The following is a 12576-nucleotide window of genomic DNA, read 5'->3' on the forward strand; positions in this document are numbered from 1 at the left end:
GGACGTACCGGCACCGCCCGGGTCGGGCATGACCGGCATGTGGCGATCTTGTGTCAACCACCCGGGACCCTTCCCCTGGCCGGCGTTGACTCGATACCGTCCGGTCGGTTGTGATCAGTCGTCGATCGCGACCGACCCAAGACCGGGCGCCCGCCATCGGGACCGCCCGCACCGAAAGGACCTCCGTGCGCGCACAGCTCCGCCGAAGAGCGATATCCGCTCTCGTCACCACCGTCGTCGCCACCCCCGCCCTGCTCGCCGTGGCGGCGCCCGCCGAGGCGCGGCCCGCCGGGCAGCACGAGAAGGCCGAACGGCTCGCCCGCAAGCTCGTCAAGAACTCCTCGGGGAAGAGCGCCTACCGCCACCTCCAGGCCCTCCAGAAGATCGCCGACGCCAACGGGGGCAACCGCGCCGCCGGCACGCCCGGCCATGTGGCGTCCACCGAGTACGTCTACCGCCTGCTCAAGAAGGCCGGTTACGACGTCTCGTACCAGGACTTCGACTTCTACGAGTCCAAGGCGCTGCGCGAGAAGCTGAGCGTCGTCTCGCCCGAACCGCGCGAGATCCGCACCTTCGCCTACAAGTTCAGCAAGGCCACGCCCGACGGCGGCCTCGTCGCCCCGCTCGCCGCCGTCCGCGTCGACGCGACCCCGGGCTGCGACCTGGACGACTACGCCGGCCAGGACTTCAAGGGGAAGATCGCGCTGGTCAAGCGCGGCAGCTGCGCCCTCCAGCAGAAGGAGGAGATCGCCGCCAAGGCGGGCGCCGCCGGCCTGATCCTCTACAACCACTCCGGCACCGAGCCGGTCCGGGGCACCGTCGAGACCCCGGACAAGGCCCACATCCCGGCCGCGGGCGTCTCCCTCGCCGACGGCGAGGCGCTGGCCGCGCAGATCGCCAAGGGTGAGACCAAGGTCCGCCTCGACGTCGCCACCGAGGCGATCAAGCGCCCCACCCGCAATGTGATCGCCGAGACCAAGGGCGGCAGCGCCGACCACGTGGTGACGCTCGGCAGCCACCTCGACTCCGTGCCCGCCGGGCCCGGCATCAACGACAACGGCTCCGGCTCCGCCGGCCTGCTCGAGGTCGCCCTCAAGCTCGCCCAGCAGACCCGCGGCCACGGCCAGCAGCCCACCAACAAGGTGCGGTTCGCCTGGTGGTCCGGTGAGGAGCTCGGCCTCCTCGGCTCCGACCACTACGTCGCCTCGCTGAGCGAGAAGCAGCGCAAGCAGATCGCGCTCTACCTCAACTTCGACATGATCGCCTCGCCGAACCCGGTGGAGTTCGTCTACGACGGCGACGACTCCGACCACACGGGCTCGGGCCCCGGTCCCAAGGGCTCGGCGCAGATCGAGAAGCTGATCAACGGCTACCTCGACCGCAAGGGCGCCCCGCACGAGGGCACCGACTTCGACGGCCGCTCCGACTACGGCCCGTTCATCGACAAGGGCATCCCGGCGGGCGGCACCTTCACTGGCGCCGAGGGCCTCAAGACCAAGGAGCAGGCCGCCCGGTTCGGCGGCACGGCGGGCGCCGCCTACGACCCCAACTACCACGGCGCCGGCGACACCCTCGCCAACATCGACCGCAAGGCCTTCGACCTCAACATCGGCGTCATCGCGCACGCGGTCGGCATCTACACCCACGACCTGAGCTCGCTCGACGAGCCCGCGGGACACTGATCCCCGGGGCCGGGCGGCTCCGTCGGCGCCGCCCGGCCCGGTCCACCTTCCTGTTCCACCTCCCCGGTGCCACCCCGGCGTTCCAGCGAGCGGAACACTTCCCCGGTCCCGCCGCCCGGGTGCCTAGGGTCACGGACAACCGCACGGCCGAGAGGCCCGCGACGGAAGCCCGGACCACGGAGCCAGGGAGGGGAGCCCGGATGCGATGCTGCGTACTGAAGGCGGTCCCGGAGGACTTCACCGTCACCGAGTGCCTGGGGCTGCCCACCGGCAGGGCCGCCGAGCGCGACTACCAGTACCTGCTGCTGCGCAAACGCGGCTTCACCACCCACGAGGCCATGAGCGCCCTCGCCGCCCACCTGGGCGTCCCCCCGGACGCCGTCGCGGCCGCCGGCCTCAAGGACGACGACGGCGTCACCGAGCAGTACCTGTCGCTGCGCGGCCCGGTCTCCGACGGCCGGCTGCGCGCCTTCAGCGCGAGCGTCGGCGACGACCACCGCTGGCTGCGCCTGACCGCCCACGGATACGGCCCCGAGCCCCTGCGCACCGGGGACCTCGACGGCAACTGCTTCCGCGTCGTGGCCCGCGCGCTCACCCCCGAGGCCGCCGGGACCCTGCGGGAGGGCCCCGCCCGGCACACCCTCTTCTTCGTCAACTACTACGACACCCAGCGCTTCGGCGTGCCCGGCGGCCCCAAGGAGACCCACCTGCTGGGCGAGGCGCTGCTGCGCGGCGACGACGCCAGGGCCTTCGCCCTGCTGCGCCGCTCCGGCTCCCCCGAAGGGCGCCTGGCGCAAGGTCACCGCGGCAGCCCCGCCCGTTTCCTGGCCGGCCTCGACCCCAGCGTCCCCGTCTTCTACCGCTGCTCGTACGCCTCGTACCAGTGGAACGGCCGGCTGCGCGAGGTGGTGGAGCGGGCGGCGAACGGGCGGACCGTCGACGAGGAGGACGACGGCATCCCGTACACCTTCCCTACCACCGCCGAGGCCGCCGTCGCCGTCCTCGCCCGGTGCCCCGTCCTGGAGTACGACCGCTACCGCTGGGCCGCCGGGACCATCCGGCACGACCGGGCCCCACGGCCGACCGTCGTACAGACCCAGCTCAGGATCGACGGTGTCGCCCCCGACGAGCTCCACCCGGGCCGGTGGCGCTGCCGGCTGTCGTTCTTCCTGCCCTCCGGCTGCTACGCCACCACGGCCGTACGGCAGTTCCTGCTCCAGCGGGAGGACGAGCGGGAGCCGCCCGTCAGCGGGCCTCGACGGCCCCCAGCTGAGCCACGGTCGCGGCCGCGGCACCCTGGGCGTGGCGCACCGTGGTCATCAGGCGCACCCGGTCCAGCGGGCCGACCACGGTGATGCCCGCCAGGGCGTGGCCCGTGGGGTGCAGCACCGGCACCGCCACGGCCACCGACCGCAGCCTCCCCCTGGCCACGGCGTACCCCTGCCGGGCGACCTCCGACAGCTCCTCCCGCAGGGCAGGGGTGTGGGCCAGCATCGCCCTGCCCGCGGCCCCGGCGCAGATCTCGCCCTGCTCGGCGCGCCACGGGCCGTCGGCCGGCGGCGCGGGCGAGCGGATGCCCTCCAGATGGACGACGTTCGTGCCGTCGAGGACGGACAGGTAGGTGCTGTGACGTGTCACGTCGTGCAGCCGTTCGAGGAAGGGGGATGCCACTTCCCGCAGTCTTCGCTGCCAGGGCGCGCGCGAGCCGAGCAGGAACAGGTCGTGTCCCAGCCGGACGCCGCCCCGGCCGCGCTCGAGTAGTCCCCAGTCGACCAGCTCCTTGATCAGCCGGTGGACGGTCGGCTTCGGCAGGTGCGTACGGCGGGCCAGTTCGGAGAGGGTCAGCTCCGTCTCGTCCGCGCGGAAACAGGCCAGCAGCGCGAGACCCCGTGAGAGTTTGGACCGGGCTCCGGGCGTGGCGGTGAGATCGAGGTGGACCAAGGCTGCCCCCCAGCGTCTGCGGCTCACCCCTCCGTGGAGAGGCCCGGAGAGAAACTACCGCCGCGGGTATGGATCCGGGTGGCGTGGACGCCACGTTCGTCCGGATCTTGTGGAGAGGGAGAGCACCATGCAGAAGATCACCCCGTGTCTGTGGTTCGACGACCGGGCGGAGGAGGCGGCCACGTTCTACACGTCCGTCGTCCCCGGCTCCCGGATCGTGGAGATCAGGCGCTACGGGGAGGCCGGTCCGCGGCCGGCCGGGATGGTGATGACCGTCGAGTTCGAGCTCGCGGGGCAGCGGTTCCTCGCGCTCAACGGCGGGCCGCAGTTCACGTTCAACGAGGCGATCTCGCTGAGCGTGGACTGCGCGTCGCAGGAGGAGGTGGACGAGCTGTGGGCCGAGCTCACCGACGGCGGTGGGGAGGAGGGCCCCTGCGGCTGGCTCAAGGACAAGTACGGCGTGTCGTGGCAGATCGTACCGAGGGCCCTTCCCGAACTGCTGGGCGATCCCGATCCGGTCAAGTCCCAGCGGGTCATGGGGGCGATGCTGGGCATGAAGAAAATCGATATCCAGGGGCTGAAGGACGCCTACGAGGGGTGAAGGCGGCCCATGGCGGCCGAGGTGGCGGGAGGGACGGGGCGGCGCGAAAGCGCCGCATCGCGGTCTGTTTTACCTCGGCAATATTGTGCCATGACCAAACCTTGACTAACGTCCTGTCGTGGCAGCGCGGCGCAGCGCCGACGCACCAGTTCCGCAGACGCAGAAAACCCCGGGGGCGTACCGCGCCTGACCGCGCGTCACTCCCGGGGCTTCCCCACTCTTCACTCTTCGTTCCGTGACGCCGACGCCGCGACCGCGAGCTGTAGCGGGCAGCGGTCACGAGCACGCGTCGGCGCGTCCTTTTCCCCGGAGGGTACCGTGAATCACCCGAACCGGCTACGTGCCGCCATCGCCGAGAACGGCACCACACCGCTCATCGGTGTCTTCGACATGTTCTCCGCCTCCGTCGCCGCACAGCACTACGACGGCATGTTCGTCTCCGGGTTCGGCTTCGCCGCCTCGCACTACGGCCTGCCGGACATAGGTTTCATCGCCTGGCCGGACATCGTCGCCTTCGTCCAGCGGATGCGCCTGGCGTTCCCCGCCCACCATCTGCTCGTCGACATCGACGACGGCTACGTCGACCCCGAGACCGCCTGCCACACCGTGCAGCACCTGGAGGCCATCGGCGCCTCGGGCGTGATCCTGGAGGACCAGAAGCGCCCGCGCCGCTGCGGCCACGTCGACGGCAAGCAGATCCTGCCCCTGGCCGAGTACCTGGAGAAGCTCGAACTCGTCCTGTCCGCCCGGCGCGACCTCGTCGTCGTCGCCCGGACCGACGCCACGGAGGAGGACGAGATCCTGCGCCGCGCCGAGGCACTGGCCGCCAGCGACGCCGATGTGATCCTGGTCGACGGAGTGCGCAGCGTCGAGTGGATCCGCAAGGTGCGCGGTGTCATCGGCACCAAGCCCCTGCTGTTCAACCAGATCGCGGGCGGCAAGTCCCCGCGCCTGAGCCGGTCCGAACTGACCGAGCTGGGCGTGGACGTGGCGATCTACAGCACGCCGTGCCTGTTCGCCGCCCAGACCGCGATGGACGAGGCGCTGCGGCGGCTCAAGGAGGACGACGGACGGCTGCCCGAGACCACGCCGTCGAGCGTGGGCGTCGCCGAGTGCCTGGCCCTGCTGGAGAAGAACATCAGCCGCAACCACCGCCTCCCGGCCCCGGCGGCGGCCGGGAGCTGATTCCCGTCCGTCCCGTACTTCCCGTACGGCGGCGGCCGGCGCCCCCCGCCCACCGGTCCTCACGGGCCGGTGGGCGGGGGCGCACGGCCGTTCCGCGACCGGTCTCAGGGCCGTGCGCCGATCGCCTCCAGATAGGCGTCGGCCTCCGCCGGGTCGAGGAACCACCGCGCCCCGGACGGGTCCGCGTACACCTCGGCGAAGCGGTCGGCGACCTCCTCGCGCACGGCCGCCGTCCCCAGCACCCGTGCCATGTGCGGGGGCAGCGGGCCGAGCATCGCGGTCGTGAAGGCCGTCGCGTGGCGGGCGTAGGCCCAGAACTCCTCGAAGGTCTCGTGCATCCAGGAGTCGTCGAAGGGCCGTTCGCCGCGCGCGAGGATCGCGCGCCGGTAGACGTCGGCGCAGCGGGCGGCGCTGTTGGCGCCCTGCCCGGTGACCGGGTCGTTGACGACGACGGTGTCGCCCATGCCCAGGACGGACACGCCGTCGTCGAGCCGGGCGACGGGCCGGCGGACGACGGGGTCGACCGCGCCGTAGAGGGTGGCGTTCGCGTCCGTCGGCTCGGCCTTCTCGCACAAATCGTGCTCCCAGGGGGCGAATTCGCGCAGCAGGGCCAGGGAGCGCTCGAGGTTGTCGTGCGGCGAGGGGCGGTCCTGCCAGCAGTCGAACGGGCCGCCGGGCACGGCCTCCCACAGCAGGATGGTGCAGGGACCGCTCGTCGTCAGAGCCGGCTGGAGGAGGACCTCGCCGACGCCGGGGACCATCGGGATGCGCACATGTGTCTCCGCCGGGTCCGGGGGAGACGCCACGCCGCGCAGATAGAGGCAGGCCAGGGTGCGCTGGGGGCGGTCGAAGGGGGAGCGGGCGGGGTCGCGCGGGAAGATGCCGGAGAGCTCGGCGCGCCCGGCCGCGACGATCGTCAGCTCGTGCCGGCGGGCCAGCCCACCGAGCCCGGCCCGGTCCACCGAGCGGTATTCGACGCGGCCGCCCCGCTGCTCGAACAGCTCCAGCCAGCCGGAGAGTTTGACCCGCTGGTCCACCGACCGCTGGGGATGCCGCAGCCTGCCGGTGATGGCGACCGAGGCGGTTCCCGGCGGGTCGATCAAGGTGGCCCGCATCGCTCGGACGGCGGGGACCTGGGCGTCCCACAGGTTCAGCCCGGCCTCCCGCTCGATCGTCTGTGCGGGACCGAACATCGCCTGGGTGGACAGCACATGTCCGTCCCGGATCTCCCCGGCCGTGCGGGCGGACACGAGCGTGACGTCGTACGCGTGCGCCTGGAGCCCCAACGCCAGCTGTAATCCCGCTTGTCCCGCTCCTACGATGGCGATCCGCCGCATGAGACCCCCTCAGGTCCTCGGCCCGGCAACGCGTGGTGCCCGGTGTGCACCACGCGTCCCATCGTGCAGTGGCGCACCGCCGGCCGACAGAGGGCGGCAGAGGACGGCAGAGGGGGGCGCGGGGTGGCGCGCGGAGTGGTGGAACGAGACCGGGAGTGGTGGAGCGCAACCGGAAGATCGCCTTCCATAAGACTTTACGATCGCTCGATGCACAAACGCCCGTCCGTGAACGCCATTACTTGCGGAGGGGCGAAGCGACGAGGTCCCTCCGGGGTGCGGTGACACGGGGGTCCGGACAGGCCCCGCCCGGCCCATGACCATCCACAACCGGAGGGACCAGTACTTCCGTGATCCCACACGATGCAGGCGACGGGGCGACGGGCCGGCGGCGGGGAGGGAAACGGTGACGCTCTCCCGCCATGCGGGTACGTTTCCCATGACCGAACTGCCTGCCGATTATCGTGCGTTCCACCAGCTCTACCGCCCCCGCTACATGCAGTGGGCCGAGCTCTACCTCGGCAATCGCCACGACGCCGAGGAGGCGGTGGACCAGGCCTTCGAGGACCTCTGCTTCACCTGGAGCGAGGTCCTGAGGACCGAGTCGCCCAACGCCTACGCCTGGTCCGTCGTCCGGCACCGCACGATCGACTGCGCCCGCGCCCGGGGCCGGCGCCCCACCGTCATCGACACCGCCGCCTTCGAGACCTCCGCGCTGCGGCACGCCGTCGACCCGATCGGCGAGCTGGAGGAGAGCCTGTCGGTCTACAAGGCCATCTGCGCCCTGCCCGAGCGTCAGCACGACGTCATCGTCCTGCACTACTGCCTCGGTTACAGCATCCGCGAGACCGCCGACATCATGGGCATCACCCAGGGCGGGGTACGGTCCACCGCCCGTTTCGCGAGACACCGTCTCCACGACGCCCTCGGACTGGAGAGAGAAGAGGAGCACCGGTGATCGGGTCCCTCGACCACGCCCTGGCCAAAGCCCGCCTCGAACCCCGGCCCTACACGATCGCCGACACCGATCAGGCCGAGGCCCGGCTGCGGGCCCGCCTGGCGGAGCGGATGTGGCACGGAGCGCTCTACTTCGACGACCAGATGGAGCCCGCCCGCACGGCCGCCGTACGGGCCGCCGAGCGCAACTCGCTGCCGCACCGGGCCTTCCGGCGGCGGCTGCGGAGCCTGTGCGAGACGGTCGTCGCCCAGGACCTCCACAAGCTCGGGGCCTTCCTCGCCCACCGGATGCTGGAGCCCGACGGCGCCCTGGTCCTCGGCTGTGTGCTCCAGCTCGCCGACCGGGAGGACAGCGCGCGGTTCTGGTGGCAGTTCGCCGCCGGCGCGGACGCCGCCGGCGCCGCCTGCTGCCTCTACCTCCACCACATGGCCTTCGGCGAACGCAGGGAAGCGGAGCTGTGGCGCCGTCAGGCCGGGCTGGAGGCGCTCATCCCGCAGACCCCGGAGGACATCGACCGGGGCGACCTCAACGCCGCCCTCCAGATGCTCGACAGCCTCCGCGACGGGGAGTGCTTCTCGCCCGCCGCGAGCGCCGTCATCGCCTACGTCCCCGACGCCCTCGGATTCGTCGAGGAGGTCGATCTGCCCCTGCCCCAGCCCGACTTCCCCGAACGCATCGGGGAACTCACGGCCACGGCCTGACCGATGACACCCCGATGGGCCCGGTGGGGCGCCCGCCGCCTCCCGGGGGCGTGAGATATGGACAGGGAGCGCCTGCCGGACCGAGAATCACCCTTATGACCTCACCTGACTTCCGTACGCGCCTCACCCGGCCCTCCGAGGCCGAACGGAACCAGGCCCTGGTCCTGCTGAGGGACGGTGCCGGCGACGGCAGGCTCTCCCACGACACCTTCATGCGCCGGATGAACATCGTCCTGACCGCCCGCCACCGCGCCGAGATCGACCTCGCCATGGCCGACCTGCGCACCCACGGCCGCTTCTCGGACTTCCTCGTCCGCACGGTCACCCGCCTGGCGGGGTTCACGGGCCGGCTGCGCGGCGCCTGGCGCGGCGCCCGGCTGCCCGGACTCCGGCTCCCGGAGCCGGGCGGGGCCGCGCTCGGCATCGGCCGCTCACCCCTGTCCGACCTGCGCTTCGACCACGACACGGTCTCCCGCCGGCACGCCGAGCTGCGCTACGTGGACAACCACTGGCGCCTGTCCGACCTGGGCTCGCGCAACGGAACGTACGTCAACGGGCTGCGCATAGCCGGCACCGTACGCGTCCACCCCGGCGACCAGGTCGCCTTCGGCAGCCTGCATTTCCGCTTGTCCGTCTGATCCCTCGCGCCGCCCTTCGCTCCTTCACGCGGGGGGCACGCGCCCCCCGCCCGCCCGGTGCCCCGGGCGCCGCCCGGTCGTTGACCCGGGCATGGGGAGACGGCAGGGGAGCGGACGCACCCGGCGGGAGTTCCTGGCGACGACGGGCGGCGCCGGCGGCGCGGCCGCCCTGGCGGCCGCCGGACGCGCCGGGGCCGCCGCCCGGCACGGCGGAACGGGCCGCGACGGAACGGGCCGTACCGTGGCGGTGCTCGGCGGTGGCGTCGCCGGGCTCAGCGCCGCGCAGGAGCTCGCCGAACGCGGCTACCGCGTCACCGTGTACGAACGCAACACCGCGCTCGGCGGCAAGGCCCGCAGCATGGACGTCCCCGGCACCGCCCGGGACGGACGGCGCCCGCTCCCCGGAGAGCACGGCTTCCGCTTCTTCCCCGGCTTCTACCGCAACCTCCCCGACACCCTGCGCAGGATCCCGCTGCCGGACGGCCGGCACAGCGTCCACGACAACCTCGTGAACGCCACCGAGGAACTCTTCGCCCGCGACGGCGGCCGCCCGGACCTCCGCATCCCCTTCCGTACCCTCCTCGCCCCGGCCGACCTCGCCGCACTGCTCCCCGACGCCCTGCCCGGCACCCTCGCGGGCGCGCTGGACACGGCCCTGCGGCTGCCGGCCGGCGAGGCCCTCCACTTCGCCCACCGTGTGCTCGTCCACCTCACCAGCTGCGACCGGCGCCGCTACGGGCAGTGGGAGCGGGTGCCCTGGTGGGACTTCATCGACGCGTCCCGCATGTCACGGGACTACCAGCGCCTCCTCGGCACCGGCATCACCCGGAACGTCATCGCCACCAAGGCCGAGATCGCCAGCACCCGGACCGTCGCCCGAGTCCTCCAGGCCTTCCTCTGCAACGGCCTCGGCCGGGGCAACGACGGGGAGCCGGACCGGGTGCTCAACGCCCCCACCAACGAGGCGTGGATCAACCCCTGGGCCGCCCATCTGCGCCGCCTCGGCGTCCGCTTCGAACTCGGCACCGAGGTCGAGGAGGTCGTGTACCGCGACGGCCGGGTCGGCCACCTCCGGCTGCGGTCCCGCGAGATCGGCGTACCCCGCGCCACGAGCGCCGACCACTACCTCAGCGCGATGCCCGTCGAGCACGCCCGCGCCACCTGGGGGAGCGCCCTGCGGGCCGCCGACCCCCGGCTGGCCCGCTGCGACCGGCTGCGCACCGACTGGATGGTCGGCGTGCAGTTCTACCTCCGCACCCGCACCCCCATCGTCCACGGGCACGTCGACCACGTGGACTCCCCGTGGGCGCTCACCACCATCAGCCAGGCCCAGTTCTGGCCCGGCCGCGACTTCCGCGCGGACTACGGCGACGGCCAGGTGGCCGACTGTCTGTCCGTGTGCGTCTCGCAATGGGACAAGCCCGGCATCCTCTACGGCAAGCCCGCGATCGCGTGCACCCGGCAGGAGGTGATCCGCGAGGTGTGGGCCCAGCTGAAGGCCGGGCTGAACGACACCGGACGGCAGGTGCTGTCCGACGGCGACGTCCACTCCTGGTTCATGGACCCGGCGGTCACGGGGCTGGGCGGCCCGTCCCCGGCCAACCGCGAACAGCTCCTCATCCACCCCACGGGCACCTGGTACGACCGCCCCCCGAGCCGCACCGCCGTCCCCAACTTCTTCCTCGCCGGCGACTACGTCGCCACCGACATGGACCTCGCGACCATGGAGGGCGCCAACGAGTCCGCCCGCCGCGCGGTCAACGCCCTGCTGGACGCGGACGGCTCCCCGGCCCCGCGCTGCCGGGTGTGGACCCTGTACCGGCCGCCCGAGCTGGAACCCTTCCAACGGCAGGACGAGGCCCGCTACCGCGCGGGCCGGCCGAACGCCTTCGACCTGCGCTGACGCGCCCGGTGCCGGTCAGTCCAGCCCCCTCGCCCGCCGGAAGCGGGCCAGGCCCGCGGCGAGATCGACGACCGGCGCGGGGTAGCGCAACGCCGCCCGCTCGGGGCCGTCGAGCCGCCACGGGGTGTGGACGGCGGCCCCCGGCAGCGCGGCCAGCTCCGGGACCCAGCGGCGCACGTACTCGCCCCGGGGATCGAAGCGCCTGGCCTGCACGAGGGGGTTGAGGACGCGGTGGGGGCGGGTGTCGTTGCCCGTGCCCGCCACCCACTGCCAGTTCAGCCGGTTGTCCGCCACGTCCGCGTCGACGAGGAGGCCCTCGAAGTGCCCGGCACCCTCCCGCCAGTCGTGGTACAGCGTCTTGGCCAGGAAGGAGGCCACCAGCATCCGGGCGCGATTGTGCATCCACCCCTCGTGGGCGAGCTGGCGCATGGCCGCGTCCACGACCGGGTAGCCCGTCATGCCCGCCCGCCACGCGGCCAGCTCGTCGGGGTCCGTACGCCAGCGGTCGTGCCGGTCGCGGTAGTCGCGGTGCGCCGCCGCCGGGACGGCGGCCAGGACCTGGTGGTGGAAGTCGCGCCACGCCAGCTGGCGGACGAACGCCTCCGCGCCCGCACCCGCACCCGTACCCGCCTGCCGCTCGCCCGTCGAGGCGGACCCGCGGGCCCGGGAGATCACTTCGACCGGTGACAGACAGCCGAAGCGCAGATAAGGGGAGAGCCGGGACGTGGCGTCCGCCGCCAGATCGTCGTGCGCCTGCGCGTAGCCCGCGAGGCCCGAGCGCAGCCAGGCCGCCAGCCGGCGCCGGCCCTCGGTCTCGCCGCCCTTCGGCAGCCCCGCCGGGGCCGTGCCACGGGCCAGGCCGGCGGCCCCGGGGAGCGGGAGCGAGCGCACCCGGGGCAGCTCCACGCGCCGGGGAGCGGGGGAGACGGGCCGCAGCCGCTCGGCCGACCAGCGGCGGTGGTACGGGGTGAACACCGCGTAGTGGTCCTTGCCCGACGGCACCAGTGTCCCCGGGGCCACGGCCGTGGTCACCGCGTCGTGCACCCGCAGCTCCCGGCCGTCCGCCGCCAGCGCCCGGCCCAGCCTCTCCTCGCGCCGCTGGGCATAGCCGCTGGCCCCGCTCGCGAGGTGCACCTCCGTCGCACCGGTCTCGGCGGCCACGCGGCACGTCTCGCGCACCACGTCCCCGGCCCGGACGACCAGCCGGCCGCCCCGCGCGCGCAGCCCCTCGTCGAGATCGGCGAGGCAGTCCGCGAGGAAGGCCGCGCGCGCCGGTGTGACGAAGCCCGCACCGGCGATACCGGAATCGATCACGAACAGGGGCACCACACGCTCGGCCGCGCGCAGCGCCGCGCCCAGCACGGGATTGTCGTGCAACCGCAGATCGGCTGTGAAAAGGACGACAGCGACGCGCATGCCCCCACCCGCCTCGTTCCGGTGGCCCAGGCCGTGTCCTGCGGGCTCAGGCTAGGACACGAGGGGCGGAATGGACGGCATTGACTGTGACCCACGGGCTTGCACATTCATCGAAGGGATGTTCTGGTGTGGACACGCCGTGCCGGATCGACCGGCCGTGTGGAGCGCCGCGCCGGATCGACCGGCCGCGCCGAGGCCGAAGACCAGGCCGGGAAGA

The 12576-nt window shown here is 72.9% G+C and carries 11 protein-coding genes; 8 read left to right on the forward strand and 3 right to left on the reverse strand.

Annotated elements, in window-relative coordinates; translation table 11 throughout:
- The first annotated feature begins 185 nt into the window (after window positions 1-185).
- Window positions 186-1682 carry a M28 family metallopeptidase gene (locus ACFYZR_RS23890; protein WP_391913479.1) on the forward strand — a complete coding sequence of 499 codons (1497 nt, stop codon included), beginning with the start codon at window positions 186-188 and terminating at the stop codon, window positions 1680-1682.
- Window positions 1683-1882: 200 nt separating this feature from the next.
- A complete protein-coding gene (gene truD / locus ACFYZR_RS23895; RefSeq protein ID WP_391913481.1) occupies window positions 1883-3037 on the forward strand; it encodes a tRNA pseudouridine(13) synthase TruD in 1155 nt (384 codons plus the stop codon).
- On the opposite strand, the gene ACFYZR_RS23900 is transcribed toward truD, so the two are convergent.
- The gene (locus ACFYZR_RS23900) at window positions 2928-3623 is read right to left on the reverse strand and encodes an IclR family transcriptional regulator (RefSeq protein ID WP_391913483.1); all 696 of its coding nucleotides are present in this window, start codon (window positions 3621-3623) and stop codon (window positions 2928-2930) included. The genes truD and ACFYZR_RS23900 overlap by 110 nt on opposite strands.
- Window positions 3624-3750: 127 nt before the next feature.
- Here ACFYZR_RS23900 and ACFYZR_RS23905 point away from each other — a divergent pair, with 127 nt between their 5' ends.
- Window positions 3751-4224: a VOC family protein gene (locus tag ACFYZR_RS23905; RefSeq protein WP_391913485.1), complete on the forward strand. Its 474-nt coding sequence runs from the start codon at window positions 3751-3753 to the stop codon at window positions 4222-4224.
- Window positions 4225-4542: 318 nt separating this feature from the next.
- Window positions 4543-5409, forward strand: a complete 867-nt coding sequence (locus tag ACFYZR_RS23910; protein ID WP_391913487.1) for an oxaloacetate decarboxylase — start codon at window positions 4543-4545, stop codon at window positions 5407-5409.
- Window positions 5410-5513: 104 nt separating this feature from the next.
- On the opposite strand, the gene ACFYZR_RS23915 is transcribed toward ACFYZR_RS23910, so the two are convergent.
- Window positions 5514-6695, reverse strand: coding sequence for a styrene monooxygenase/indole monooxygenase family protein (locus tag ACFYZR_RS23915; RefSeq protein WP_391913489.1), 1182 nt, complete (start codon window positions 6693-6695; stop codon window positions 5514-5516).
- A gap of 487 nt (window positions 6696-7182) precedes the next feature.
- Here ACFYZR_RS23915 and ACFYZR_RS23920 point away from each other — a divergent pair, with 487 nt between their 5' ends.
- The 4 genes from ACFYZR_RS23920 to ACFYZR_RS23935 all read left to right on the forward strand — a co-directional run bounded on the left by ACFYZR_RS23920 (window position 7183) and on the right by ACFYZR_RS23935 (window position 10943).
- Window positions 7183-7701, forward strand: coding sequence for an RNA polymerase sigma factor (locus ACFYZR_RS23920; protein WP_126912728.1), 519 nt, complete (start codon window positions 7183-7185; stop codon window positions 7699-7701).
- Window positions 7698-8402, forward strand: a complete 705-nt coding sequence (locus tag ACFYZR_RS23925; protein ID WP_229348156.1) for a hypothetical protein — start codon at window positions 7698-7700, stop codon at window positions 8400-8402. The genes ACFYZR_RS23920 and ACFYZR_RS23925 overlap by 4 nt, the downstream gene beginning before the upstream one ends.
- A 95-nt stretch (window positions 8403-8497) precedes the next feature.
- Window positions 8498-9040 (forward strand): FHA domain-containing protein, encoded by a 543-nt coding sequence (locus ACFYZR_RS23930; protein WP_391913492.1) that lies wholly within the window; start codon window positions 8498-8500, stop codon window positions 9038-9040.
- 91 nt (window positions 9041-9131) lie between these two features.
- The gene (locus ACFYZR_RS23935; protein WP_391913494.1) at window positions 9132-10943 is read left to right on the forward strand and encodes an FAD-dependent oxidoreductase; all 1812 of its coding nucleotides are present in this window, start codon (window positions 9132-9134) and stop codon (window positions 10941-10943) included.
- Window positions 10944-10958: 15 nt separating this feature from the next.
- On the opposite strand, the gene ACFYZR_RS23940 is transcribed toward ACFYZR_RS23935, so the two are convergent.
- Window positions 10959-12359, reverse strand: coding sequence for a cryptochrome/photolyase family protein (locus tag ACFYZR_RS23940; protein WP_391913496.1), 1401 nt, complete (start codon window positions 12357-12359; stop codon window positions 10959-10961).
- Window positions 12360-12576: the final 217 nt, after the last annotated feature.

The sequence above is a fragment of the Streptomyces sp. NPDC001678 genome (genome assembly GCF_042892945.1).
GTDB lineage: Bacteria > Actinomycetota > Actinomycetes > Streptomycetales > Streptomycetaceae > Streptomyces.